The 25,361-nt window shown below is 66.7% G+C and carries 28 protein-coding genes; 17 read left to right on the plus strand and 11 right to left on the minus strand.

What is annotated here, in order from left to right:
• Positions 1-2: 2 nt before the first annotated feature.
• Both aat and fur read right to left on the minus strand, forming a co-directional pair.
• Positions 3-704: a leucyl/phenylalanyl-tRNA--protein transferase gene (gene aat, locus N8I74_RS07755; protein ID WP_263126312.1), complete on the minus strand. Its 702-nt coding sequence runs from the start codon at positions 702-704 to the stop codon at positions 3-5.
• Positions 705-730: 26 nt separating this feature from the next.
• The gene (gene fur, locus N8I74_RS07760) at positions 731-1,159 is read right to left on the minus strand and encodes a ferric iron uptake transcriptional regulator (RefSeq protein WP_263126313.1); all 429 of its coding nucleotides are present in this window, start codon (positions 1,157-1,159) and stop codon (positions 731-733) included.
• A 150-nt stretch (positions 1,160-1,309) separates the two neighbouring features.
• On the opposite strand from fur, the gene N8I74_RS07765 reads away from it, so the two are divergent.
• From N8I74_RS07765 to N8I74_RS07785, 5 genes are all read left to right on the plus strand, one after another.
• Entirely contained in the window at positions 1,310-1,780 is a 471-nt protein-coding gene (locus N8I74_RS07765) for an outer membrane protein assembly factor BamE (protein ID WP_263126314.1), read from the plus strand.
• A gap of 2 nt (positions 1,781-1,782) precedes the next feature.
• Entirely contained in the window at positions 1,783-2,580 is a 798-nt protein-coding gene (gene dapB, locus N8I74_RS07770; RefSeq protein ID WP_263126315.1) for a 4-hydroxy-tetrahydrodipicolinate reductase, read from the plus strand.
• Between the two features lie 442 nt (positions 2,581-3,022).
• A complete protein-coding gene (locus tag N8I74_RS07775) occupies positions 3,023-4,288 on the plus strand; it encodes a hypothetical protein (RefSeq protein WP_263126316.1) in 1,266 nt (421 codons plus the stop codon).
• 150 nt (positions 4,289-4,438) lie between these two features.
• On the plus strand, positions 4,439-5,134 hold the full coding sequence (locus tag N8I74_RS07780; protein WP_263126317.1) for a response regulator: 696 nt from the start codon (positions 4,439-4,441) through the stop codon (positions 5,132-5,134).
• Positions 5,135-5,562: 428 nt separating this feature from the next.
• Complete coding sequence (locus N8I74_RS07785) at positions 5,563-6,420, plus strand: ATP-binding protein (RefSeq protein ID WP_408611916.1); 858 nt, start codon at positions 5,563-5,565, stop codon at positions 6,418-6,420.
• Between the two features lie 46 nt (positions 6,421-6,466).
• On the opposite strand, the gene N8I74_RS07790 is transcribed toward N8I74_RS07785, so the two are convergent.
• Both N8I74_RS07790 and N8I74_RS07795 read right to left on the minus strand, forming a co-directional pair.
• Positions 6,467-7,288 carry a MipA/OmpV family protein gene (locus tag N8I74_RS07790; RefSeq protein WP_263126319.1) on the minus strand — a complete coding sequence of 274 codons (822 nt, stop codon included), beginning with the start codon at positions 7,286-7,288 and terminating at the stop codon, positions 6,467-6,469.
• A gap of 506 nt (positions 7,289-7,794) precedes the next feature.
• Positions 7,795-8,964 (minus strand): BaiN/RdsA family NAD(P)/FAD-dependent oxidoreductase, encoded by a 1,170-nt coding sequence (locus N8I74_RS07795; protein ID WP_308445881.1) that lies wholly within the window; start codon positions 8,962-8,964, stop codon positions 7,795-7,797.
• A 115-nt stretch (positions 8,965-9,079) separates the two neighbouring features.
• On the opposite strand from N8I74_RS07795, the gene N8I74_RS07800 reads away from it, so the two are divergent.
• The gene (locus tag N8I74_RS07800) at positions 9,080-9,733 is read left to right on the plus strand and encodes a hypothetical protein (RefSeq protein WP_263126320.1); all 654 of its coding nucleotides are present in this window, start codon (positions 9,080-9,082) and stop codon (positions 9,731-9,733) included.
• 9 nt (positions 9,734-9,742) lie between these two features.
• Positions 9,743-10,375: a DUF924 family protein gene (locus N8I74_RS07805; protein WP_263126321.1), complete on the plus strand. Its 633-nt coding sequence runs from the start codon at positions 9,743-9,745 to the stop codon at positions 10,373-10,375.
• Positions 10,376-10,521: 146 nt separating this feature from the next.
• Here N8I74_RS07805 and N8I74_RS07810 read toward each other — a convergent pair whose 3' ends face one another.
• Positions 10,522-11,694 carry a glycoside hydrolase family 18 protein gene (locus N8I74_RS07810; protein ID WP_263126322.1) on the minus strand — a complete coding sequence of 391 codons (1,173 nt, stop codon included), beginning with the start codon at positions 11,692-11,694 and terminating at the stop codon, positions 10,522-10,524.
• 214 nt (positions 11,695-11,908) lie between these two features.
• Here N8I74_RS07810 and N8I74_RS07815 point away from each other — a divergent pair, with 214 nt between their 5' ends.
• The 7 genes from N8I74_RS07815 (at position 11,909) to chrA (ending at position 17,940) form a co-directional block, all read left to right on the plus strand.
• On the plus strand, positions 11,909-12,271 hold the full coding sequence (locus N8I74_RS07815; protein WP_263126323.1) for a YciI family protein: 363 nt from the start codon (positions 11,909-11,911) through the stop codon (positions 12,269-12,271).
• 158 nt (positions 12,272-12,429) lie between these two features.
• On the plus strand, positions 12,430-12,852 hold the full coding sequence (locus N8I74_RS07820; protein ID WP_263126324.1) for a YciI family protein: 423 nt from the start codon (positions 12,430-12,432) through the stop codon (positions 12,850-12,852).
• Between the two features lie 121 nt (positions 12,853-12,973).
• The gene (locus N8I74_RS07825; RefSeq protein WP_263126325.1) at positions 12,974-13,381 is read left to right on the plus strand and encodes a VOC family protein; all 408 of its coding nucleotides are present in this window, start codon (positions 12,974-12,976) and stop codon (positions 13,379-13,381) included.
• On the plus strand, positions 13,381-14,664 hold the full coding sequence (locus N8I74_RS07830; RefSeq protein ID WP_263126326.1) for an RNA polymerase sigma factor: 1,284 nt from the start codon (positions 13,381-13,383) through the stop codon (positions 14,662-14,664). The genes N8I74_RS07825 and N8I74_RS07830 overlap by 1 nt, the downstream gene beginning before the upstream one ends.
• Positions 14,665-14,750: 86 nt before the next feature.
• Entirely contained in the window at positions 14,751-15,545 is a 795-nt protein-coding gene (locus tag N8I74_RS07835) for an alpha/beta fold hydrolase (RefSeq protein ID WP_263126328.1), read from the plus strand.
• An 89-nt stretch (positions 15,546-15,634) separates the two neighbouring features.
• Positions 15,635-16,579: a chromate resistance protein gene (locus N8I74_RS07840; protein WP_263126329.1), complete on the plus strand. Its 945-nt coding sequence runs from the start codon at positions 15,635-15,637 to the stop codon at positions 16,577-16,579.
• Positions 16,580-16,584: 5 nt separating this feature from the next.
• The gene (chrA, locus tag N8I74_RS07845) at positions 16,585-17,940 is read left to right on the plus strand and encodes a chromate efflux transporter (RefSeq protein ID WP_263126330.1); all 1,356 of its coding nucleotides are present in this window, start codon (positions 16,585-16,587) and stop codon (positions 17,938-17,940) included.
• 50 nt (positions 17,941-17,990) lie between these two features.
• Here chrA and N8I74_RS07850 read toward each other — a convergent pair whose 3' ends face one another.
• The gene (locus N8I74_RS07850) at positions 17,991-18,350 is read right to left on the minus strand and encodes a bleomycin resistance protein (RefSeq protein WP_263126331.1); all 360 of its coding nucleotides are present in this window, start codon (positions 18,348-18,350) and stop codon (positions 17,991-17,993) included.
• Positions 18,347-18,865 (minus strand): MarR family winged helix-turn-helix transcriptional regulator, encoded by a 519-nt coding sequence (locus N8I74_RS07855; RefSeq protein ID WP_263126333.1) that lies wholly within the window; start codon positions 18,863-18,865, stop codon positions 18,347-18,349. Before N8I74_RS07855 ends, N8I74_RS07850 begins: the two co-directional genes overlap by 4 nt.
• Positions 18,866-18,929: 64 nt before the next feature.
• Here N8I74_RS07855 and N8I74_RS07860 point away from each other — a divergent pair, with 64 nt between their 5' ends.
• Positions 18,930-19,847 (plus strand): VOC family protein, encoded by a 918-nt coding sequence (locus N8I74_RS07860; RefSeq protein ID WP_263126334.1) that lies wholly within the window; start codon positions 18,930-18,932, stop codon positions 19,845-19,847.
• Between the two features lie 106 nt (positions 19,848-19,953).
• On the opposite strand, the gene N8I74_RS07865 is transcribed toward N8I74_RS07860, so the two are convergent.
• Positions 19,954-20,862 carry a hypothetical protein gene (locus tag N8I74_RS07865; RefSeq protein ID WP_263126335.1) on the minus strand — a complete coding sequence of 303 codons (909 nt, stop codon included), beginning with the start codon at positions 20,860-20,862 and terminating at the stop codon, positions 19,954-19,956.
• Between the two features lie 303 nt (positions 20,863-21,165).
• On the opposite strand from N8I74_RS07865, the gene N8I74_RS07870 reads away from it, so the two are divergent.
• Positions 21,166-21,978 (plus strand): APH(3'') family aminoglycoside O-phosphotransferase, encoded by an 813-nt coding sequence (locus tag N8I74_RS07870; RefSeq protein ID WP_408611891.1) that lies wholly within the window; start codon positions 21,166-21,168, stop codon positions 21,976-21,978.
• A gap of 204 nt (positions 21,979-22,182) precedes the next feature.
• Here N8I74_RS07870 and N8I74_RS07875 read toward each other — a convergent pair whose 3' ends face one another.
• The 3 genes from N8I74_RS07875 to N8I74_RS07885 all read right to left on the minus strand — a co-directional run bounded on the left by N8I74_RS07875 (position 22,183) and on the right by N8I74_RS07885 (position 24,828).
• Positions 22,183-22,608, minus strand: coding sequence for a VOC family protein (locus N8I74_RS07875; protein ID WP_263126336.1), 426 nt, complete (start codon positions 22,606-22,608; stop codon positions 22,183-22,185).
• Between the two features lie 285 nt (positions 22,609-22,893).
• Positions 22,894-24,084 (minus strand): hypothetical protein, encoded by a 1,191-nt coding sequence (locus N8I74_RS07880; RefSeq protein ID WP_263126338.1) that lies wholly within the window; start codon positions 24,082-24,084, stop codon positions 22,894-22,896.
• A gap of 243 nt (positions 24,085-24,327) precedes the next feature.
• The gene (locus tag N8I74_RS07885; RefSeq protein ID WP_263126339.1) at positions 24,328-24,828 is read right to left on the minus strand and encodes a DUF4124 domain-containing protein; all 501 of its coding nucleotides are present in this window, start codon (positions 24,826-24,828) and stop codon (positions 24,328-24,330) included.
• Between the two features lie 335 nt (positions 24,829-25,163).
• Between N8I74_RS07885 and N8I74_RS07890 the strand changes: the two genes are divergently transcribed.
• On the plus strand, positions 25,164-25,355 hold the full coding sequence (locus N8I74_RS07890) for a hypothetical protein (RefSeq protein WP_263126341.1): 192 nt from the start codon (positions 25,164-25,166) through the stop codon (positions 25,353-25,355).
• The last annotated feature ends 6 nt before the right edge of the window (positions 25,356-25,361 follow it).

Genomic DNA, 25,361 nt, shown 5'->3' on the forward strand with positions numbered 1-25,361 from the left:
CGTCAGGCTCCAAGAGGATGATGGGCGTAGTGCCAGGGCCCCGGCTCGCCCGATTGCGCCGTCAATACTGTAAGCGTAGCAATAAATTCGTCGCGTGGAATATCGCGCGCACCAAAGCGGACGAGATGCGCGGTGCGCATCTGGCAATCGATCATGCCGAAGCCGCGCGCATGCAGCCAGCGCACCAGATGGACAAAGGCGATCTTGGAGGCGTCGGGGGCGCGGGCGAACATCGATTCGCCGTAGAACATGCGGCCGATCGCCACGCCGTACAGGCCGCCGGCAAGCTCGCCGTCGAGCCAGCATTCGGCCGAGTGGGCGTAACCCAGCCGGAACAGCTCGCCGTAGGCGGCACGCATCTCATCGGTGATCCAGGTGCCCCGCTCGGTGCCGCGCGGCGCGGCGCAGCCGCCAATGACCGCGTCGAATGCGGTATCAAAGGTCACGCTGTAGTGCCGGTTGCGCAGCGTCTTGGCCAGCGATTTCGGCACATGCAGCTCACCTGGAAGCAGCACCGTGCGCGGGTCCGGGCTCCACCACAGGATGGGCTCGCCGGGCATGAACCACGGGAAGATGCCCTGCCGATAGGCCGCGAGCAACCGCTCCGGCGCCAAGTCGCCACCGGCGGCCAGCAGACCGTTGGGGTCGGCAAGCGCGTGCTTGAGCGGCGGAAAGACCGGCGCGGGGCCCAGCCAGGAGATCATGCGTGTCGCGGGGGGCGGGGCGGTGGTCAGGGCTTGCGCTGTTTGCCGAGGCAGTCCGAACAGATGCCGTACAGGTACATCTCGTGGTCCTGGATCTCGAAGCCATGCTTGCGCGCGATCGCATCCTGCCGGGTCTCGATCTCCGCGTCGTAGAATTCCTCGACCTTGCCGCATTTGACGCATACCAGATGATCGTGGTGATGGCCCTGGTTCAGCTCGAACACGGCCTTGCCGGACTCGAAGTGGTGGCGTTCCAGGATGCCGGCCTGCTCGAACTGGGTCAGGACGCGGTAGACGGTGGCAAGGCCGATGTCGGTCTGTTCGGCCAGCAGCAGCCGGTAGACATCCTCGGCGGTCATGTGGCGTTGCTCGCTGTTTTCGAACAGGTTGAGAATCTTCAGGCGCGGGCCAGTGGCTTTGAGGCCGGCGTCCTTGAGGTCGGAGGCGTTGCTCATCGAATGCTCTCTGCGGCTACGGCAAATGGGGAGTTCAAGGTATGATATAGCGTTTGGTCAGTTCGAAAAACTCGCGAACGCCAGCGGCGCGAGCGCTTCGCTCTCCCGGCGGCGTTGCCGCCAGAACCCGCCCCAGTCGTGAATCCAGGCATGCATATCATCAAACCGATATTGTCCACGCTGACCTTGGTCGGCGCGCTGTCGGGCTGCGGACTCCTGAACGCCGTGCCCCATTACAAGCTCGACATCCCCCAAGGCAACGAAGTGACGGCCGACAAGGTCGCCGGACTCAAGGCCGGCATGACGCGCAACCAGGTGCGCTTCCTGCTCGGCACGCCGCTGCTGGCCGATCCGTTCCACGCCACGCGCTGGGACTACGTCTACAGCGACGCCAAGGGCGGCCAGTTGCAGCGGCGCCATGCGCTGGCGGTCTTCTTCGAGGACGACCGGCTGGTGCGCTGGGAAGGCGATACCCTGCCTGCGCCGCCCGCCAAGCCCGAGACCCGGCTCGACGCCGCCCCCAAGGCCGAGGCGCAGACGCTCAGCGCCGAGCGCGATCCGGCCGAGGCCGAGCCTGGCAGCGAGCTGGAAGTCAAGCCCATCGTCGACAAGGAATTCTGACCATGCCGCGCATCGCGATTGCCGGCGCATCCGGTCGCATGGGCCGCATGCTGATCGAGGCTACGCTGCAGACGCCGGGCTGCGCATTGCATGCCGCGTTGGACCGGCCGGGCAGCCCGGCGTTGGGCCAGGATGCGGCGCTGTTCCTCGGCCGCACCAGCGGCGTGCCGATCGGCGACGATCTGGCGGCTCTGGCCGGAGCCGATGTGCTGATCGATTTCACCCGGCCCGAGGGCACGCTTGCGCACTTGGCGCGTTGCCGCGAGCTCGGGGTCAACATGATCATCGGCACCACCGGCTTTGACGAGGCCGGCCGTGCCGCGATCGAGGCGGCCAGTGCCAAGATCGCCATCGTTTCGGCCTACAACATGAGCGTTGGCGTCAATCTGGTGTTCAAGCTGCTGTCGGTGGCCGCGAAGGTGCTCAACCAGGGTTACGACGTGGAAATCGTCGAGATGCATCACAAGCACAAAGTCGACGCCCCCTCGGGCACGGCCATCGCCATGGGCGAGGCGGTGGCCCGGGCCTGGGACGAGGAACTCAAGGAGATCGCCACCTGGTCGCGCGAGGGCATCACCGGTGAGCGCCAGCCGGGCACCATCGGGTTTGCCGCATTGCGCGGCGGTGATGTGATCGGCGATCACACCGTCGTGTTCGCCGGCCCGGGCGAGCGCGTCGAGATCACCCACAAGGCCAGCAACCGCACCATCTATGCCCAGGGCAGCCTGCGCGCCGCGCAGTTCCTTGCCGGGCGCTCCCATGGTCACTTCACGATGCAGGACGTGCTGGGCCTGAACTGAGTGCGGCACCGCTGGTTGCCGCGGTGTCATGAGGGGCAAGGCGGCCGGGTGTTCTGTGGGTTGCTGATTGCCACCTCTGCGGGCAGCAACCGGCAAGCCATGGACCGGTGACGACGGGGCCGACCATCCGGCCCTTGCACCGTGCCGGCTGCCGCCGTGCCGGTACCGGGCTGTCCGCCTTGTGCCTTCCCCCTTCCGAGTCCAGCGCCACCATGCAACAACAGTGCGCGGCAGGCGCCAGGCTTGGGTGCGGATGCCGGCCCTTGGCGTTGCGCCGCCCCCGTTCCTGCCGGCCCAGGTCGCGACGTGGTGCCATGCCTCACCCGTCGGCTGGGGCATTAACGTTTGATAAACAAATTGCCAACAAATCGGCTAACGGCCGTGCGTCAGGATGGCGTGCCGGCAGCGTGGACAGCGCTGCCCCTGCATAAGGATGGTCCTGATGACATTGCCCGACTGGGGTGCGCTGCGCGGCGTCGGCCTGCTGTTGGTGCTGGCGCTGACGGCGTGCGCCGCCGAGAAAGAGCCCGCTGCCCGGCCTGGGCGCGGCACGTTGTTGAATACCCCCGCACCGCCGCAGGTGCTGCGGCGGATCGAATTCGATGCGCACATGCGTGCCCGTGGGCTGTTGCCGCTGTACGGCACGGCGCGCTGCGATGTGCGTTATACCCGGATCGAATACCGTACCGTGGATGCCCGGCGCGAGGCCGGGACGGCCAGTGCCGCACTGATGGTGCCCAGTGGCAGGGACCACGCATGCCGTGGCGCCCACCCTGCGGTGCTGCAGGCACGCGACGAGGCGGCACGGCGCGATGGCGACCTGGCCGATGTGCACGACACCCTGGTGGGTTTTGAGGCGGCCGCCGCATTCGCCGCCCACGGCTACGTGGTGGTGGTGCCCAATTACCCCGGCGGCGCCGATCCGACGTCGCAGTACCCTCCTTATCTGCATGCGCGGGCCCAGGCGGACGATGTGATCGACGGACTGGCGGCCGCGCATGCGGCGTTGACCCGGGATTCGGTCTTCGGTCCGGTGGCTTTGTCCGGCGCGTTGTTTCTGTATGGCTATGGGCAGGGTGGCTACGTGGCACTGGCCGCACAGCGCGCGCTGGAAAGCGGTGCGGTGGTCCCCTGGCGGCTGGCCGGTGCGATGCCGGCTGCAGGGCCCTATGCGCTGCCCGAATACGTGCGGGACCTGATGGCGCGCCCGGGGCCGGCCAACGCTTTGCTGGCCAGGCTCGCGGCCGGCTATGCCGCGGTGTATCACGACGAAGGCTTCCAGCCGCAGCACATGCTCGCGTCGCGCGACCCGATTGCGCAAGGCACGCCCGATGCGTCTGCGGAAGGGGCATGGTCCGCCCCGGGCCGTGGTGCCGACGCATTGCACCGCGTGCTGGAACACAACCGGCTTCTGACCTGGTCGCCACGTGCGCCGCTGGCGTTGTGCGGCGCACGCCAGGATCGCGTGGTGGACTGGCGCAATACCGAGCGCGCCGTGGCCTATTTTGCCGGGCGCGGGGTGCCGGTGACGGCCTACGACCTGGAGGACGCCGCCAGCCTGCCTGACGATGCGTGGGGACGCGTCCTGTACCGGCAAAGCGTCGCGCGTCGCACCGAAGCCGGTGGTCCGGACGGCTATCATGCGGCGCTGGCCCCGCTGTGCGCCGCCCTCGCGCGCTACTACTTCGATCGGCTGCTGCGTGCCTGAGCGGCCGGCGCACCGCGCTGCGGTCCGGCCGGCCGCTGTCGGACAGCCATCCACAGCCCAGGCTATTGCCCCGCCCCTGCGCTGCCGCCATGCTGCTCCAACATGGCATCTGGATATCCTTCACCTCGCCAATCAGGATGTGCAATCGAGATGATCAAGATCATGCTTATCGAAGACGATCTGCGGCTTGCCCGGCTGATCGCGGACTTTCTGGACAACCATGGCTATGCGGTCAGTTGCGAGCACCGGGGCGATACCGCGGTGAGCGCGGTGCACCGCCTCAATCCTGACCTGGTGGTGCTGGACATGATGCTGCCCGGCAAGGACGGGCTGGAGATCTGCCGCGAGCTGCGCCAGCACTCGCACGTGCCCATCCTGATGCTGACTGCGCGCGAAGAGGATATCGACCAGATCCTGGGACTGGAATCGGGCGCGGACGACTATGTGGTCAAGCCGGTGGAGCCACGTGTGCTGCTCGCCCGCATCCGTGCGCTGCTGCGCCGGCAGAGCGCGCCGGCCAGCACCTTGCCGGATCGGCTGCAGTTCGGCCACTTCGCCATCGACAGCGGTACGCGCAGCGTGACGCTCCATGGCGCGCTCGTCGATACCGGCACCGCCGAGTTCGAATTGCTGTGGCTGCTGGCAAGCAACGCCGGACGTGTGCTGTCGCGTGACATGATCCTGACCTCGCTGCGCGGCGTGGGCTACGACGGGCTGGACCGCAGCGTGGACGTGGGCGTGAGCAAGCTGCGCAAGAAGCTGGACGACGATCCGCGCGAGCCGCGCCGGATCAAGACAGTGTGGGGCAAGGGCTATCTGTTCAGCCGTGACGACTGGGAGGACTGATGTTTCGCCTGTTCATCCATGTGTATCTGCTGCAGGTCGTCGGCGTGGCGCTCGCGCTGGTGGGGCTCAACTACGCGGTCACAACGTTCTTCAAGCCCTACGAGCACCAGTACAACTGGCAGATGGCACGCGGTTCGTTCGGCCACCTCGCACGCGAGCTGCGTGGGCTCGATCCGGAACGGCAGCGCGCCCGGATCGCTGCATGGCAGCCCGACTACGGGCTCAAACTCGATCTGGTGCATGCGCGGCAGATCGCGCTGCAGCAGGATGAGCTCGGTTTTCTCGAGCGCGGCATGTTCTTCTTCCGCGAGAACGACGACTACGAGCAGTTCTACGTGCCGATCGAATGGCCGCGTTCCCAATGGCTGCTGGCGATCCGCACCCCACCCCTGCCGGAGGTGGTGCTGCCGGTGCAGATCGTTTCCTATATGGCGCTGGCGGCCGTGTTCGCGCTGCTGCTGTTCGTATGGGTGCGTCCGCATTGGCGCGAGCTGCAATCGCTCAGGCTGGCGGCACAGCGGTTCGGCGAAGGAGATCTGAGCGCGCGCACCACGGTGTCGCGGCGCTCGTCGGTGCGCGAGCTGGCGTTGCAGTTCAATGTGATGGCATCGCGGATCGAATCGTTGATCGCCAGCCGCCGCGACCTGACCAACGCGGTATCGCACGAACTGCGCACGCCGATGGCCCGGCTGTCGTTCGAGCTGGACAAGGCGCGCACGCTGGACCACCCGGCGCAGTGGCGCACCCTGGCCGATCAGATGCGTCAGGATCTGACCGAGCTGGAGGCGCTGGTGTCCGAGCTGCTGTCGTTCGCCCGGCTGGAGCAGACCAGCAGCCACTATGTGATGGAGGAGGTCGACACCGAGGACTGGCTGCAAAGCGTGATCGGCATGGTGACACTGGAGGCTGAGGCGCGCGGCGTGGTGTGCGTGCTGCATCCGGACCACCCGGCGTGGGTAGAGCTGCAGCCGCGCCAGATGGCGCGTGCGCTGATCAATGTGGTGCGCAATGCCATCCACCATGCGCAGGGCCGGGTGGAGGTGCGGCTGGTGGGGTATGGGGACGGATTCGAGCTGCGCATCGACGACGACGGCCCCGGCATTGCGCCCGCCGAGCGCGAACGGGTGTTCGACCCCTTTGTGCGTCTGGACGAGAGCCGCAGCCGCGCCACCGGGGGATTCGGCCTGGGGCTGGCCATCGTGCGGCAGATCGTCAAATCGCACCAGGGCCAGGTGTGGATCGAGGACAGCCCGCTTGGCGGCGCGCGCTTCCTGATTCGCTGGTGACGCCAAGGCGGCCCGTGCCGGGCCGCCTTGCGCCGCAGGGCATGGATCAGAACGAGTAGTTCAGCAGCAGTGCGGCCTGGTAGTTGGTCTTTTCCTCGACCAGCGGGCTGTCCTCCGCCTCGCCGGCGTAGCGGACTGCACCGGCCGCAAGTTCGGTGCTCCAGGTCTTGTTGAAGCGATGCGTCCAGCTGACGCCGAAACTGTAGCTGTTGATGCCCGATTCGGCCTTGTAGGCCTTGAAGCGGCTGGTCCTGCTCTGGGCATCGGTCACGCCGAAGTAGGTCTGGTTGTACTTGGCATTGCCCAGATGCACGCCGGCACCGAGGCCGATGCTGTCGCTTTCGCTCAACTCGAACTCATGGCCCAGCTGCACGCTCCAGGTGAGGCCGCGCTCGGTGTTGGTCAGGGCCTGATCGAACGAGACCGAGACGACGGTGGACGGGGTGATCGCATAGCCGACCATGGCGGTCGCCAGCAGCGAGCCGTCCACATCGCCCATGCCCTTGAGCCGGTCCGAGCCCGAGCCCAGGTCCTCGTCGCTCTCGGCGCGCCCGCCGTCGTAGCCCAGGCCAAGGCCGAACGAGAAACCGTTGTCGAGCTGGGTCTGCCAGCCCAGCCCTTCCTGCAGGTCCAGATAGAAGCCGGTCGGGCTCACCATCCGGAAATTGAGCGCCGGGCCTACGTCGTAATCATCGCTGCCGGCGTAGTTCGGCCCGTAGGCCACACCGGCGCCGAGCGTATATTCGGCTTCCTTGAAGAAGTTGCCGGTGGCGGCGGTGAAGCCGGCCTCCTGCGGTTCGGCAAGCGCCAGCGGTGCCAGGAGGGAGGACAGCACTGCAAGTGCGCAGCGGGAGAGGGGGAATCGCATATCAAGGCTCTTGCGTGGTTGAACACGGCGCCGATTCTATGCGAAGCCACCCTACGCAGCGTGTGCCGGAAATGTCCGCGACTTGTAAACAAGCGTGAACAAAAGCTTTCCCCTGCTTGCGCAAACCAAGCAATTTCAACGGGTTGCGCCTTGCACAACGCTGCCATGCATCGATTGGTAATTGTGCACATGGCACACTTGACGCACAAGAAAACGGGGCATCCGGTGATGGATGCCCCGCGTCGCGGAACAGATGGCTGAAGCGAGTAGATTGCCTAGGCCCTCGGACGGGCTTATCTGCGCGCTGCGTGAGCGTGCCGGAATCATCGTCACTCGTCGCCGCCGATCTGCCGGCGGCACCTCGCAGGAGGCAGGTTGAAAGAACGTACGCTGATTCACTCGTGCTGCAGGCTGTTACTCGTCGTCCCGGCGACGATTCCACCTTAGCACCGTGCAGCGCGGCAATTCAAGCTGCGCCGACCGCGCGTCCGGATGGGGGCGGGCATTCAGGCATGGCTGCCGGCCACGTGGCCGGATGACCAGGCCCACTGGAAGTTGTAGCCGCCGAGCCAGCCGGTCACATCCACCACCTCGCCGATGAAGAACAGCCCGGGCACTGTCTTCGCCTGCATGGTGCGCGAGTCGAGCGCACTGGTGGCCACACCGCCGCGGGTCACTTCCGCCTTGCGGTAGCCCTCGGTGCCGGAGGGCACCACCTGCCAGCGTTTGAGGCGTTCCTCCAGCTGATGCAAGGTCTTGGCCGGGTACTGCTTGAGCGGCCGGTTCTCCCCCAGCGCCGCCACCACCGCATGCGCCAGCCGCTTCGGGATGGCATCGGCCAATACGTTGGCGAGCAGCGCATCGCGATTGCCGGCGGCGAGCACCTCGGTGATGGCGCGGTCGGGCAGCAGGTCGATGCTGATCGGCTGGCCCGGCTGCCAATAGGAGGAGATCTGCAGGATGGCCGGACCGGACAGGCCCTTGTGCGTCAGCAGGACCGCTTCGCGAAAGCGTGTCCTGCCGCAGGTGGCCGTCGCATCGGGCACCGCCACGCCGGCCAGTTCCGACCACAGATCCTGTGGCTGGAAGGTCAGCGGCACCAGCGCCGGGGCAGTCGGCACGATTTCGAGGCCGAAGCGGCGTGCCAGCTCGTAGCCGAAGGCGCTGGCACCGATCTGCGGGATGGACAAGCCGCCGCTGGCGATGACCAGCGAGGCGCAGCGCCAGGTTTCGGCCGCCGTGCGCACCATGAAGCCGTCGTCGAGCCGCTCGATCTGCTCGATGGGCGTGTGCATGCGCCACAGCGCGCCGCCGGCGTCGACCTCGGCCTTGAGCATCTGGATGATGGCGCCCGAGCCCTGGTCGCAGAACAGCTGCCCCAGCGTCTTCTCGTGGTAGGTGAGACCGTGCCGTGCCATCAGCTTGATGAAGTCCTGCGCGGTGTAGCGCGCCAGGGCCGATTTGCAGTAGTGCGGATTGGCCGAGAGATAGCATTCGGGCCGCACCTGCAGATTGGTGAAGTTGCAGCGCCCGCCGCCGGAGATGCGGATCTTCTCGGCAAGCTTGGCGGCATGATCGATCAGCACCACCTTGCGGCCGCGCGCGCCCGCAGTGGCTGCGCACAGCATGCCGGCTGCGCCGGCGCCGATGATCACGATGTCGGTGGTTTGCATCATGGGACGCGATTGTAGGGGAACACCCCTTGGCCGGCGACGTCCAAACCGCCGGTCTGCCCCGTGGCGGCGTATTTGCCACTACACTGCGGGCCATTGCCATCCGGACACCCCCGTCATGCCCATCCGCGCCGTGCTGCTGTTGCTGCTGCTGGTTCCCGGCCTTGTGCGCGCCGCCACGCTGGTGGTGGCGGTCGCCGGCGATGTGCGGCTGGATGGCACGCCGCTGGCCGAACTGGTGCTGCTGCAGCCGGGTGCGCAACTGCGGCTGGCCAGCGGGGCGAACGTGCTGCTGGCCGAGCCTGATCAGGGCCGCCAGACCCGCTGGCAGGGTCCGGCGCTGCTGCGGCTCGAAGCCCAGGGCGCACGGCGTGTCGGCGAGGGGCCGCCGCCCGAGCGCAGACCGCTGCCGCAGGCACTGCGGCCCGCCTTGCTGCGTACGCCCGACAATCTTGAACGCATCGCCCGGCTGGATGCCGACCTGCCCAGCCGGCTGATCAGCGCCCGGTTGAAGGCGGCGCGCCAGCAGTACCAGCGTTGGCGCGGCCAGTCTGCTGCGGACGATGTCACCCCGGAGTTGTACCTGCTCGATCTGCAGCTTGCCGCGCGCGATGGCCTCGGGCTGCAGGCCACGCTGGCCGAGATGGCCAGGCGCCGGCCGGACAACCGGCGTATCGCGCAGCTTTCGGCCCATCTGGTGTCGCTGGATCTGGCAATGAGTCCGGGCGATGCCGGCGCGCAGGTGGAAATCAAACCGATACAGACCCCATGAGGTGGTGCGATGAGTGATCTGATCCGGCGCAGCAGCCCGGAAGGGCGCGTCAAAAGCGGGCGCGAGGGGCGGGTGGCCGAGCCGGCGCAGGTGCTGGCGTTCTGGTTCGACACACCGCAGGCACAGGCCACGCTGTGGCGCAGTGTCTGGTTCGAGCGGGACGACGCGTTTGATGCCGGCATCCGCCAGCGCTTTTCCGCAACGCTGGAGGCGGCACTGGCCGGCAGCCTCGATCACTGGGCGCGCTCGGCGGCGGGCGCGCTGGCATTGGTGATCGTGCTCGACCAGTTTCCGCGCAACCTGTTCCGTGGCGAGGCGCGGGCGTTTGCCGGCGATGCTGCCGCGCGCCGGATCGCGACATCGCTGCTGGCGCAAGGGTGGCAGCGCGAATTGACAGCGGTGCAGCAGATGTTCGCATACCTGCCATTCGAGCACGCCGAGTGCCTGGCCGACCAGGACCGCTCGGTGGCGCTGACCGCGCGCTGGCGCGACGATCCACAGCTGGCCACCTGCTACGACTATGCATTGCGCCACCGTGAGGTGATCCGCCGTTTCGGGCGGTTTCCGCACCGCAATGCCGTGCTCGGACGCCACAGCACCGAGCGCGAGCGCGCCTGGCTGGACGCGCACGGCGGGTTCTAGCCCCTGTGTGGCGGTGGCGGGCCGACGGCGCCGACCGCATCGCCTGCCCACTGCCAACCCCGATGCAGTGCCGTGGCGGAACCGCGGTGAACGGACCCGGGACGGTCCGCTCCGACACGCAAGCCGCCGCGTGGGCCGGACGCGCTCTACTTCAGATTGTCCTTGAGCGCGCGCAGCAGGCTGTGGGCGGCATCGTCCTGTGTGAATTCCCAGATCATTGCGCCACCCAGCTGCTGCGCCTTGATGTATTGCGCCTTGACCTTGAGCGACTGCGGATCGTCGTAGCTGACCAGCTCCTTGGTCGCGGCGTTGTACAGATAGGGCGCATCCCCCGCCGCCTGGCTGCGGAACGCCTTCCAGCCCGGCTGGCCGATCAGGTCCTTGCGCAGCAGCGCGTATTGCACGGTGCCGGGTTCGGGGTAGTGGGTCAGGCCCGGGCCCTTGGCCGGCTGTGCCAGACCGTCGCCATTGGGGCCCGGTTCGACATTGCCCTGTGCACGCGCATAGAACGGCACGCCCAGTACCAGCTGTGCCGGCTTGAAACCCTGGGCCAGGAAATGCTTCACGCCGCCATCGCCGTTGAGCACGCTGCTATCCGGTTCGCCCGGCGTGGGGTGGAGCGCGGCATGCAGCCCGGCACGCGGGCTCCAGGCGCCGTAGTAGTCGTAGCTCATCAGGTTGACCCGGTCGAGCAGCTTGGCCGCACGCTTCAGATCGTAGCCCGAGACACCCCAGCCCCCGGCCACGCCCGGGATGGCGGCGGTCAGCGCGTACTTGCGACCATCGGCCGTGCCGGCCTGGTCCAGCGCGGCACGCAGCGTTTCAAGCAGCTTGATGTAGTTGTCGCGGTCGGCCGCGGCGGCGTCGTCCGGATAGTTGCCGCCGGTGACCGGGTGTTCCCAGTCCAGATCCAGCCCTTGGCAGCGGTAGTCGCGCATGATGGCCACCGCGGTGTCGGCCAACCGCGCGCGCGTGGTTTCGTTGCCGGCCACCTTGGCGAGATGGCGTGAACCGGTCCAGCCACCGATCGCCCAGTGGCAGTCGAGCGCGGGATTGCGTTGCCGTGCGGCGGCAAACGCCTTTTTCCAGGTCTGCGCCACCGGCAGCGCGCCGTCGGCGATGAAGGCGGTGCCGTCGGGCCGCACTTCGATGAACGAGTAGATGCCGATGTCCAGCTCGGCCAGCACCGCCGCCGCGCGAGCACGGTCCTGCTCGGATTGCCAGGTCGGCAGGTAGGAGACCAGCTTTGGGCCGGCATGGGCCAGGCCGGCGCTGCACAAGGCCAGCACCAGCGGCAGGGCTCGGGCGGAATGGCGCATCGGGATTCCTCGCAGAAGAAGGGCGGTCGGCTGGCCGGCTGGGCCGCATGCCGACGTTGAGGGGCGAGGATGAAGGCCGCGGCCCGATCGGGCAATGGCCCGGATTGTCGGCTGGCGCTGGCGCATGTTGCCCGGGTTGCACTTGGACAGCCGATGCGACAAGTGCTCAAATCCCAGGCCAGCGGGCACAGACCCGCTCCCTGGAGAATCCGCGATGTCGTACATGCTGTTGATGATGGAACCGGTCGGCCAGCGCACCACCCGCAGCGAAGCCGAAGGGCGCGAGTGCTACGAGCGCATGCGGCGCTTTGGCGACGAACTGCGTGCGCAGGGCCTCTTGGTCGCCAGCGAATCGCTGGCGTCGCAGCATGGCGCGGCGCGCCTGCAGGTGCACGAGGGCCGGCGGCACGTGGTCGACGGGCCGTTCGCCGAGATCAAGGAGATGGTGGGCGGCTTCTTCCTGCTCAACTGCAGCAGCCGCGAACAGGCGCTCGACATCGCCGCGCGCTGTCCGGCGGCAGAGTGGTGCACGGTGGAGGTCCGCGCGCTGGCCCCGTGCTATGAGACCGTTGATTGAGCATGGGCAACCGTTCGTCGGCTGCAGGCCAGTAAAAGCGCCCGGGCACCGCTGCCATTGTCGAAATCGCGCTGCCTGCTTCGTCGTGAGGGTGAAACGCGCCAATGGACCGCCCGACCGGGCAGCCGCGTTCAGTCCATTCTCACCAGGAGCCCCCCATGCGATTCATGATTATCGTCAGGTCCACCCCCAAGTTCGAGGCCGAACTCTCGCCCGAGACGGCCGACGAGGCCTTGATGGCCGCCATGGCCGACTACCACGAGCAGCTGGCGCAGGCCGGCGTGCTGCTGGACGCCAGCGGCCTGCAACCCAGCCGCACCGGCTGGCGCATCCACTATGAAGGCACGACGCGCACGGTGGTCGACGGCCCGTTCACCGAAACCAAGGAACTGATCGCCGGCTACACGCTGATCCAGGTGCGCTCGCGCGAAGAAGCGCTGGAGTGGTCGCGGCGCTTTCCCAACCCGGTCGGCGAGGGCCAGCCGGCGGTGGTCGAAGTGCGCCAGCTTTACGAGCTGGAGGATTTCAGCGACAGCCAGGCCATCCAGCGCTTCAAGGAGCTCGGCGTCGGCGGGGCCTGAGGGCCTGCCTTCCCGCCTGCACCCGCCGCCGGCGCGGCCGGCATCCGATGGACCCGGTCTGCCGCTGCAACCGTTTTATTCATTCGATGGCGCCACAGGCGCCATGACCAAGGACACTGTCATGCACAAGCAAATCTTCGTCAATCTGCCTGTCAAGAACCTCGAACGCAGCAAGGCGTTCTTCGCCAGCCTGGGCTTTACCTTCAACCCGCAATTCACCAATGAGTCGGCCGCCTGCATGCTGGTGGGCGAGAACATCTACGCCATGCTGCTGGTGGAGACGTTCTTCCAGTCGTTCACCAAGAAGCCGGTGGCCAACGCGCACGAGTCCACCGAAGTGCTGGTCGGTCTGTCGTGCGAGAGCCGCGCCGAGGTGGACGAGCTCGTGGCCAAGGCGTTCGAGGCCGGCGGCAACGTGCCGCGCGAGCCACAGGACCACGGCTTCATGTACGGCCATGGCTTCGAGGACCTGGATGGCCACGTGTGGGAACTGATCTACATGGAACCGGGCGCGGTGGAACAGGGCTGATGGCCTCGGCCACGCATCGCTCGATCGAGGCGGTCTGGCGCATCGAATCGGCCAGGATCATTGCCGGCGTCGCGCGTCTGGTGCGCGATGTCGGCCTGGCCGAGGAGCTGGCGCAGGATGCGCTGCTGGCAGCGCTGGAGCATTGGCCGGTGGCGGGTGTGCCGGCCAATCCGGGTGCCTGGCTGATGACGGCCGCCAAGCACCGTGCGCTCGACCATCTGCGGCAGGCCAGGATGCGGGCGCTCAAGCATCAGCAGATCGGCCATGACCTGGAAGCGCAGGAGGCGTCGATCGTGCCCGATTTCGTCGACAGCCTCGATGCCGCGCGCGCCGACCAGATCGGCGACGATCTGCTGCGGCTGATCTTCACCGCCTGCCATCCGGTGCTCTCGACCGAGGCGCGCGTGGCGCTGACACTCAAGCTCCTGGGCGGGCTGACCACCGCCGAGATCGCACGCGCCTTTCTGGTGACCGAGCCGACGGTGGCGCAGCGCATCGTACGCGCCAAGCGCACGCTGACCGCTGCGCGGGTGCCGTTCGAGTTGCCGCCGGGCAATGCGCTCGCGGTGCGGCTCGCCTCGGTGCTGGAGGTGATCTACCTGATCTTCAACGAAGGCTACGCCGCCACGGCCGGGGACGACTGGCTGCGCCCGGCGCTGTGCGATGAGGCGCTGCGCCTGGGGCGCATCCTCGCCGGGCTGGCGTCCGAGGAACCCGAAGTGCACGGGCTGGTGGCGTTGATGGAACTGCAATCCTCGCGCGCGCAGGCCAGGGTGGACGCCGCCGGCCAGCCGGTGCTGCTGGCCGATCAGGACCGGGCGCGCTGGGATCGCCTGCTGATCCGGCGCGGATTGCATGCGCTGCAGCGTGCCGAAGCGCTGGGCGGGGCGCTGGGGCCGTATGCGCTGCAGGCGGCGATCGCCGCCTGCCATGCCCGCGCCCACAGCGTGCAGGAGACCGACTGGGCGCAGATCGCTGCGCTGTATGACGCGCTGGCCCAGGTGGCGCCGTCGCCGGTGGTCGAACTGAACCGGGCGGTGGCGGTCAGCATGGCATTCGGTCCGGCGGCGGGGCTCGAAATCCTCGACACACTGGCTGAGCAGCCCGCGCTGCAGCAGTATCAATACCTGCCGGCGGCGCGGGGCGACCTGCTGGCCCGGCTGGGTCGGCACGACGAGGCGCGCCGGCAGTTCGAGCGTGCCGCCGCGCTCGCGCGCAACGCCAGGGAACGTGCCTTCCTGCTCGAACGTGCCCGCGCCCAGGGTGGTCCGGGCGGGCAATAGCGGCCGGCGGCGCAGGCCGGTGTGGCGGCCTGGGACCGATGGCGCAACCGGCCGCAGGGCCGTAACAACATGCAGGAAACGCAGCGGTGAAACATCAGCCTCCCAGACGCACTGTCATCGTCGATGGGCAGACACTGGCGTATACGCTCGCGGGGCAGGGCACCGCGAGGATCGTGCTGCTCAATGGGGCAGGCGGCCCGCTTGAAGGCTGGTTCAGGCTGTATCCGCAGCTCGAACGGCTGGGCGTGGTGCTGGCGTACGACCGGCCCGGCGTCGGTGGCAGCCCGCGTTCGCCCCACCCGCAGACCGGTGAGGCGGCAGTGTGCACCCTGCGTGGTCTGCTGCAGGCGGTCAGGCTGGAGCCGCCCTACCTGCTGGTGGGGCATTCCTTTGGCGGGTTGCATGCCAATCTGTTTGCGCGTCGGCATCCCGATGAGGTAGCAGGCGTGGTGTTTCTCGAAGCCAGCGCACCCGAGGACGTGGTCGGTATGAAGGCGCATCAGACCCTCGTGCAGCGTGCCCTCAATGCCGTGCTGGCCCGTCGCGCGCGTCCCGATCCGTATGGCGAGATCGGCCAGGAACGCATGACCGTCGCGCAGATCGCGGCGGCGCCCCCTTTTCCCGACGTGCCGGTATGTGTGCTGTCCGGCGGCAAGGCGCCGCCCCGCTGGCTGATGGCCCCCGAGGCCCTGGCGCTGCGCCGTAGCAACCAGGCGCAGCTGGCCCGGCTTTCGCCACGTGGTTGGTGCACGGTGGCGGCGCGCAGTGGCCACTTTCCGCAGCTGTCCGAGCCGCAGGCCGTGCTCGATGCCATCGCGCAGGTGCAGGCGGCCGTGGCACAGACACACGGCAGCCCGACACCAGGCATGCCGCCGGTCTGAACACACGACATGGTGGCTTGGCATTTCCGACCAATGTAGAGACAGCAACAAAACTGTCTCATCTGCTACATGATCGGTAGACTGGCGTCATGGAACGCTGGCTTTGTCTGATCCTGACCCTTCCCACGCAAAACGCCACGGCACGCATGCGCGCCTATCGCGCGCTCAAGGCAGCGGGTGCGGCCACGCTGCGCGATGGCGTGAACCTGCTGCCGTTGCGCCCGGCGTGTCAGGCCACACTGGCCGCCATCGCTGACGACATCCGGGCGCACGGCGGCACTGCGCGCATCCTGGAAGTGTCCGGCGAGGAGACGCTGATCTTTCCCGCGCTGTTCGAGCGCACCGACGAGTTTGCCGAGCTGACGGCGCAGATCACCCCGCTGCATGCGGCGCTGTCGTTCGACACGGCAGCGGAGACGCTCAAGCAGGTCCGGCGGCTGCGCCGCGCGTTTGCCGCCATGGCGGCGATCGACTTCTTTCCCGGCCTGCCGCAGCGTCAGGCGGAAGCGGCGCTGCTGGCGCTGGAGCGTGCCGCAAACCGGTATCTCGCGCCCGATGAGCCGGAAGCGACCGCGGGCGAGCCGCCACGGCTCGACCCAGCTGGTTTCCAGGGCCGCGTCTGGGCCACGCGGCGACGTCCGTGGGTGGACCGGCTTGCCAGCGCCTGGTTGATCCGTCGGATGATCGATCCCGCGGCGCAACTGTTGTGGCTGGCCAGCCCGGCGGACTGCCCGGATGAGGCGCTGGGCTTCGACTTCGACGGTGCCCGCTTCACCCATGTGGGCGACCGGGTCACCTTTGAAGTGCTGCTGGCCAGCTTCGGCCTGGAGACTCCGGCGCTGCAGCGCTTGGCCGCCGTGGTGCATTTCCTGGACGTGGGCGGCATCGCACCGGCCGAGGCGAGCGGCGTGGCGCGCATCCTGGCCGGCCTGCGGGCAACCCTGTCCGACGACGACGCCCTGTCCGACGCCGCCTGCAACGTGTTCGATGCCCTGCTTGCCGCCTATCTCACCGACTCCCAAAGACCGACGTGACCGACATGATGCATCCTGACGCCGCCACCTCCTCGGACCGGCATCCCGAACCGCCCACCTTCCGGCAGGCCCTGCTGTTCTGGCTCAAGCTGGGTTTCATCAGCTTTGGCGGGCCGGCCGGACAGATCGCCATCATGCACCAGGAGCTGGTGGAGCGGCGGCGCTGGATCTCGGAGCGACGTTTTCTGCATGCGCTGAACTACTGCATGCTGCTGCCCGGGCCGGAAGCCCAGCAACTGGCAACCTATATCGGCTGGCTGCTGCACCGCAGCTGGGGCGGCATCGTCGCCGGCGCACTGTTCGTGCTGCCGTCGCTCCTGATCCTGATCATGCTGTCCTGGGTGTACATCGCGTTCGGCAACACCACGCTGGTTGCCGGCCTGTTCTACGGCATCAAGCCCGCCGTCACCGCCATCGTGTTGCAGGCAGCGCACCGCATCGGTGGCCGGGCGCTCAAGCACAAGGCGCTGTGGGTGATCGCCGCCGCTTCGTTCGTCGCCATCTTCGCGTTCGATCTGCCGTTCCCGCTGATCGTGCTTGCGGCGGCGCTGGTCGGCCATGTCGGTGGGCGGGTCGCCCCGGCACAGTTCAGCGTCGGCGGTGGGCATCGAGCCGCCGACCGCTCCTACGGCCCTGCGGTGATCGACGATGCCACGCCGCCACCCGCGCACGCCCGTTTGCGCTGGGGCGGGCTTGCCCGCGTGGTGCTGATCGGCGCGCTGCTGTGGGCGGTACCGCTGGCGCTGCTTGCGGCAGGATTCGGCTGGCAGCACACCTATACGCAGATGGCGTGGTTCTTCACCAAGGCCGCGTTGCTCACCTTCGGCGGCGCCTACGCGGTACTGCCCTATGTCTATCAGGGTGCGGTCAGCCACTATGGCTGGCTGAGCCCGACGCAGATGATCGACGGCCTGGCGCTGGGGGAGACCACCCCGGGCCCGCTGATCATGGTGGTGGCCTTCGTCGGCTTTGTCGGCGGCTATCTGCAGGCGCACTTCGGCGCGGACCTGGCCTTCGCCGGCGGTGCACTGGCGGCGGTGCTGGTCACCTGGTTCACGTTCCTGCCATCGTTCGTCTTCATCCTGGCGGGCGGCCCGCTGATCGAATCCACGCACAACGTGCTCGGGTTCACCGCACCGCTAACCGCGATCACCGCCGCCGTGGTCGGGGTGATCCTGAACCTTGCACTGTTTTTCGGCTACCACGTGCTGTGGCCGCATGGCTTTGCCGGCGGCTTCGACGTCGTGCCGGCGCTGATCGCGCTGGCGGCTGGCATTGCCTTGTTCCGCTTCAAGCGCAACGTCATCCAGGTGCTCGCCGCATGCGCCGGCGCCGGTCTGCTGGCCACGCTGGTGCGCTGACGCGGCGCGGGCCGAGGCGATCCGCTGGAGATACTGCCCTTGGCGACAGGCTAGGTCTGGATCAGCCGCAGCAGCGTGCCGTCCGGGTCGATCAGCGCGCCCATGAGCCCACCCCAGGGTTGCGGCTCCGGCCGGTGCAGGCGTGGAAAGCCGGTGGTGGATTCGGGAATGCCCGCGGCGCGGCAGATGCGGTGGAAAGCGTGCACGTCGTCCAGGCGCAGGCAGCAGCTGAACCAGCTCGATGCCGGATCGAGTGCGGGGTGGGCAAAGAACTCCAGGCACAGTCCATCGCGTTCCAGGATGAGCCAGCCGTCGTCGCGGTAGGTGCATGCAAAGCCGAGCGGCGCGTAGAAGCGCTGTGTGAGGTCGAAGTCCCTGGACGGCAGATTGGGGGTGGCGCGATCGCTCATGGCTGTTTTCCGGCCCCTGGCGTGGGGCGATGCTGGTCCGGTGGATAGGAGGAACCGGCAGGCGCCGCGTTCACCGGGGTGGGGGCCGCGGCAAGCCGCATCAGCTGCGCGCGCAGCTCATCCGGCGTGGGGACGGCCTGTTCCAGTGCGGCATGGGCCTGCAGCCAGATGGGGTGGGCACGGTGCAACAGTGCGTGCCCGGCCGCTGTGAGCACCACGCGGCGCTTGCGTCGATCCCCCCGGTCGGCGGCCACGTCGACCCATCCCCGCCGCTGCAGTGGTTTCAGCTGGGCAGTCAGCGTGGTGCGGTCCATCGCGAGGAACGGCGCGAGCTCGCCGACCGTCGGCGGGGTGGGGCGGTTGAGCGCCATCATCAGCGAGAACTGACCGCTGGTCAGGTCCAGCGCCCGGAACACCTCATCGAAATGGCGGGTGAGCGCCCGCGCCGCCCGCTGCGCATGCAGGCACAGGCAGGTCTGGGCGACCGCCAGAGTCTGATCGTAAGGAAACATCATGCTTGACATTGGTGCAAGTATGTTGATATCAACTGTATAGGCCATCCCGCTGGAGCGCATCGACATGTCACTGACCCTGCCCATCACCCCACATCTGTGGTTCGACAAGCAAGCCCGAGAGGCTGCCGCATTCTACAGTGCGATCTTCCCTGATTCCGGCATCGACCGCGTCGTCGAGCTGCACGATACGCCTTCGGGCGACTGCGACGTGGTGTCGTTCCGGCTGGCCGGCCAGCCTTTCCTGGCGATCTCGGGCGGGCCGTTCTTCAACTTCAATCCATCGATTTCATTGCTTGCCAACTTCGATCCGTCGCGCAATCCGCAGGCGCGCGAGCAGCTCGATGCGGCGTGGGCGGCACTCAGCGCCGGCGGGCAGGTGCTGATGCCGCTCGATGAATACCCGTTCAGCAAGCGCTATGGCTGGGTGCAGGATCGGTTCGGGCTGTCGTGGCAATTGATCCTGTCCAATCCCGGGGGCGAGCCGCGACCCGCGCTGACCCCCTTTCTGCTGTTCACGGGCGACGTCTGCGGCAAGGCCGAAGAGGCCGGTGCCTTCTACCGCTCGGTGTTCGACGGCTCGGTACCCGGCCAGCTGCTCCGCCATCCGGCGGGGGCGGAACCCGAGCGCACGGGCACGGTGATGTATTCGGACTTCCGGCTGGATCAAACCTGGTTCGCCGCGATGGACAGCGCCTTGCCCCATGGCTTTGACTTCAACGAGGCAGTCTCCTTCGTGGTCCACTGTCGCGATCAGGCCGAGATCGACCGCTATTGGGCGCGGCTTTCCGCGGTGCCGGAGGCGGAACAGTGCGGCTGGTGCAAGGACAGGTTCGGCATCTGGTGGCAGATCGTGCCAGTGGTGCTCGATGAGATGATGGGCTGTGGCGACCGGGCGAGGATCGACCGCGTGACGCAGGCGTTCCTCACCATGAAGAAATTCGACCTCGCTGCGCTGACGCAGGCGTTCTCGGCCCCGGCATGAGCACGCTCCTGCGCGCCTGGGGCACTGATCCGGTGCGCATGCGCAGCCCCAGCCATGGTCGACCATACCCCACCCTGGCGACACCCGCAGCGCCGCGGCAGGCGAGTCAGGGGTTGCCGGCAAGCGCCAGCCATTCGCCGCGCAGCAGCCTGGCCTCCCAGGTGCTGCCGTCCGACCGGGCGAAGGTGATGATCGGCAGCGGCGGCAGGCGGATCATGCTGCCGCTTGGAAACAGGCCGCGATGGCCGAAGCGGAACGACATCAGCCTGGGGCCGCAATCGGTTTCATAGACTGCCGGATAGAAATGCCCCATCCGGTGGCATGTGACCGTGGCCGTGCATGCCTCGCCCATCCGGCTGTCGATGGGGCACACCCCACCAAGGACGGAGCCGTCGGCAGGTTTCAGCGCGAACTGGGGGTCGATCTCGATCCCGAGCAGACGAAAGCGCTGGCTGTAGCCTGCGATGGGTTCAAACACCCCCGCTGCGATGCATTCCCCGATCCTGCGCCACGCGTTGCGCGATGCCTCGGCCCCGTAGATCACCAGATCCAGTTCGTGGCGATCACGCAGATCGCTGAACATCAGCGTGCTGCCCGAAATGCCGAGCGCATCGATGTTGAGCCCCAGATGGTGGCAAAGCGCATCGAGCAGCCGCTGGCGGTCGGGGCGGTGCGCCGACCAGGCGGCGACCGCCGCCTGCGCATCCACCACCTTGACGATCTTCTCCGGGTCAACGAAGACCAGACGCCCCAGGTCCACCTTGCACGGGACCTGCAGCGCGCTGCGCGCCAGGACCAGGGCGCGGTAGTTGTCCAGGGATTGTGCGTGCACCTTCAGATAGGTCGCCTCATCCGTGGTCAAGACCTTTCTTTGGGGAGCATCCGGGGGCGACCCATCCGGCACATAGGCCAGCACGGCCGCGATGGCCGCACGCCCCAACGCGATGCCTGTTTCGCCGGCGGTGTACCAGAATGCCCCGTCACAGGTCTGGACCAGGCTGCCGCTTGCATACATCGGGCGTTCCTCATGAAGGTGGAAGCAGCGCCACTCGAGGTCGGGCACATGACGTAATCGGCCATGGCGATGTCATCGCGCTGGGCTCTTGATAGCAGAAGCAAGGCAAAGCGCCAGCGATGATTGGGCCGGTATTGGATGGATGCCGCGCCAGGCATTGCCGCTTGGTGGGCCGGGGTGGGCAGGGCTCCGATGCATCGACGGTTGGGAACCTTGGGCTGCGGCAGACGCCAGATGTCGCAGTGCGTACCGGTGGCCGACCATGACCAAGGATCGGCACCGGTGCGGTGATCGATATCGACCATGAGGTATTTGCTTTTGCAACACTTTTCCATCCTGGGTGAGCACCGCGACTGGCGGCCGGTGGGGGCCGGCGAATCGGGGGACCACGTCTATCGACGCGGTGACGGTCTGGCCTACGCCAAGCTCGCATCGGGCGGGCGGGCGGGCGCGCTGGCCGGCGAGCGGGACCGGCTGCAGTGGCTTGCCGCCACCGGGTTTGCCTGTCCGCGCGTGCTGGATTGGCAGGAGACCGGGGACGGCGCCTGCCTGGTGATGAGCGCCGTCGCCGGCGTGCCGGCCAGCATGCTGACCGGGCCGGACCTGCTGCAGGCGTGGCCGGACATGCTGCGGCAACTGGCCTTGCTGCATGCCATGCCGGCGGCGCATTGCCCGTTCGAGCGTGGTCTGGCCGGCCTGTACGCGCGCGCCGAGGACGTGGTGGCGCGCAATGCCGTGAATCCGGACTTCCTGCCGGACGAGGACCGGCATCTGCCGGCTGCCCGCCTGCTGGAGAGGATCACCGCCGAGCTGCCGCTGCGGCTGCGGCAGGAACAGGAGGACCGGGTGCTCTGCCATGGCGATGCCTGCATGCCGAACTTCATGATCGATCCGCAGACCTTTCACTGCACCGGCCTGATCGACCTGGGCCGGCTTGGCACGGCGGACCGCTATGCCGATCTCGCACTGATGCTGGCCAACGCCAGCGACAGCTGGACCTCGCCACGGCAAGCCGCCCATGCCTTCGCGCTGCTGTTCGACATCCTGGCGATCCAGGCGCCGGATCGGGAAAGGCTGGCGTTCTACCTGCGGCTCGATCCGCTGACCTGGGGGTGAATGCCGTACGGGTCTGCCGACGAGGCCGGGCCGGTACCGCAGCCCGGCGCGCGCCCAGTGCGAGGGCCGTAGGGGCGACATGCGTTCGGCGGCTGGCAAACCCGGTGCGGTGCTGCTGGCAGGAAGCGCGAAACGTGGACAGGACATTAGCGGGGCGTACGGCAGGGGAATACGCCGCAGCCGGAGGGGTTTTGCCAGCCGCGCTCAATCCCCAGGCACGAAATCCTTGTTGTACACCACCTCCCATAGATGGCCGTCCGGGTCCTCGAAGTAGCCGGCATAGCCACCCCAGAACGTCGGCTGCGCCGGCTTGACGATCCGTGCGCCGGCGGCGCGGGCCTGCGCCATCACCATATCGACCTCCCGTTCGCTGCGGACACTGTGGCCAAGCGTGACGCTGGCGGCGGGGCGGGTGGCCGGGCGGGGCAGGCCGGTATCGTGGGCCAGATCGTTGCGTGACCACAGCGCCAGCCTGACGCCGCCCTGCAGATCGAAGAACGCCACCGCACCGTGCTCGAACTCACGGCCGACGATGCCCGGTGTCGCCAGGCCAAGGCCATCGCGGTAGAAGGCGAGCGCTGTTTCCAGATCGTCCACACAGAGGGTGATGACGCTGATGCGAGGGTGCATAAGGTGCTCCTGAATGGGGCTGTTCTGGTTGAAGCGGCAGGGTTTCCCTGCACCGGCGCCGGTTGCCTGCACAGATCGGCCCGGGGCCGGGCAGGGGCGGGTGGCTGCGGATGCCACCGGCGGAACGCCTGCCTCGCTGGCCGTAACCAGGTTGTGGCGGCATGGCGTAGGGCGGCCTCACCGGCCGCAAGCGCTGCCATCCGGCAGCGGCACCTGCTGCGGGGCCGTGCGCAACCGTGGCCCATTGATACCACGCAACGCCACCGGGTCCAAGGCTGCACCTGATCACTTCTTTTGCACGGTACCCTTGAAACGAAGATTGAGGGTGTTTTGCCCAGTGCTGTTCGAGCGTATTTCCTGGTGTTGTTGCCTGAGCGTGTTACCGTCGAGGCCGCTTTCCGCAAAGGAGACTTTGTAGCTCTTGAGCGAAAGCGAATCCACTTTCTGCCACGGACGGCGGGTCAGGAACTTGGTTTGATTGCTTTGCAGCATCGACAAGGTATCGGTGATCTGGGTGACCGAACTCTCAGGCAGGGTTCTCGATTTGAATTCCAAGAAAGTGCTGATGCGCTGATTGCCTTTGTTGACGGTCTTCAACAGGTCGGGCTTCCTTCCTGACTCAAATCCCCCTGAAGCAATATCCGGGTGCCACAGCCCGACTTGCGGGTGATATGTCCTTGCCTGCTTTTCCTGGTCGTTCATTTTTCCGTACTTCTTGTAATACGAGTAATACTGCATCGACTCGTTCTTCATGCCTTTTGCAAAAAGTGTAAGCTCCTTTGCTTTGTCTGGATCGCTTGACGTTTTTGCCTGTGCCATCAGGCTTTCGTATTGCACGAAGGAATCCTGCATCGCATGGGCAAGCCGTTTCTGGTTTTCATCCGGCTGCGCGACCTTGCCGATGGCGCTCTGGATCTTGTCGGCACCGAAGCGGTCGGGATGGGGCAGTTTCCTGACGCCTTTGCCGGTCCGGGGGGAATCGGCGATCGGCACAAAGCCGGTTTGCGGCATGGCGTTGGAATTGCTGGCCGTGCTGGTGGGCTGAAGCGGCTGAAAACCCGGCGTACCCGGTCCCGTACCCTGTAGCGTCGGCATCGGCGGGATCGGGCCACCACTGAACGTACTGGTCGAGGGTATGGGTTGCACGGGCTGCAACAGCGGTGTGAAACCCGGGCTGGCATAGGATGTGCCGGAAGTCGTGGATGGAACGCCGGGATGGAAAAGCATCGGCGTGGTGCTCGATGGTGCGACGACAGGGGTCTGCTGCTGATTGGAGGAAGAGACCGGCGTGAATTGCAGGCGATATCGGCCGCTGTGTTTCGGGCGCTTTGGGGTCGACGTGCTGCCCTGGGTCGACTTGATCGGCACCTGGAAGGTGAGGTTGTTGCCTACCTTGACCTGCTTTGTATGCTGCGGCTGGGTGGGGGGTGCCTGCTCATTGAGCTTTTTTCGTTTGTTCGGGAAATCGGCGCTCACGGGATGGTCTCCATATCGACAACCGGGAAGCAAGCCGGGGGCGGGGCCGGTTTGCCGCCGGTGGATCAGGTTGGCGGTGCGTGCATGCCTTCCATGTGGCAGCGCTCTTGCAGGCCGGGCGCATGCCGGGCCGGGCATGCCCGCTGCAGGTGATACGGCTGCGTATGATGGGTCGAACGGGCCTGCCGGGAAGGAACGTTGTGCTGGGGCGCCTTGATCGCCACCGCCCGGAGCCTTGGGCGTTCATTTCTCAGTTCCCAAAGTCACATCGGCCAGGCCAAAGTAATCCTGGATGCTCACCATCCTGTTGAGGCCATCGATCTTGTAGCTGAGCATGATGGTGTCGCCCAGATCCTCTTCCTTGTATTTGACCGATATATTCCTTTTATAAAAATCAACCATCTGCGCCCTGGAAATCGGGGCGATATAGCGCATCGTCGCAACAGGGATCGATTTGTCCTCGGTGATCTCCTTTTTCTGTGCCGAGGGGTGGATCGGAATCCCATGGAAATGGTTGCCGCTGCTGGTTGCCTTGCCGCCACCGCCCGCGGATTTTGCCTGCTGGACTTTCAACGTGGTTGATTCGCATGGCGTGCTTTGGAATGATTTTTTTCCTTGCGCATCCTTGCAATGATAGACCTGCGACGCCGCGGCATTCACAGACAGGCTGAATACGCATAGTGCAAACACCGATTTGCTGATCATGTTTGATTGCTCGTGTTCAATTGCGGTAGCGGGCTGCATTTCAATCCATCCTGGACCGCCCGCGCAGTTTGCGTCAAGCAGCGCCCCGGAGCACTGTTGCATCCGGTGAGGTGCACACTGATCGCACCCGTGTCCGTATCGGCACGTTGCGTGCGATCGGGCATCGATGGCCATGCCTGCTCAACGCACTGCCGGTCGGGGCGCCCCCCGGCGCGTGCCACCGTGCGCCGACATCAGGCCACAGTCGGATGTGCGGCATGCGTTGGCGTTGGTGTGAGGCGGGCCGGGCTTGCAGCCACGCAGCTTCAGGGCCGCTGCGAGGCCAGCCCTGGCATGGCTTATTTCAACCCTGATGCATAAACAATGTGATTTTTATGGGTAATCAGGGTTTGAAGGCAGCCCCCGCGGCTTGTATCAATAAGCCATCGCAGAATACGGGCGGTGAAATGAACACAGCTTTCCAGGGACTGAAGGCCTTGGCCTGGGTGGCGATCCTCGCCATCCTTATTTCGATTGTCTATGCCACTTATATTGCATTGAAGTATTGGCATGGCATCGGTGTTTAACCAGAC

Source organism: Chitiniphilus purpureus (assembly GCF_025642115.1).
Classification (GTDB): domain Bacteria; phylum Pseudomonadota; class Gammaproteobacteria; order Burkholderiales; family Chitinibacteraceae; genus Chitiniphilus; species Chitiniphilus purpureus.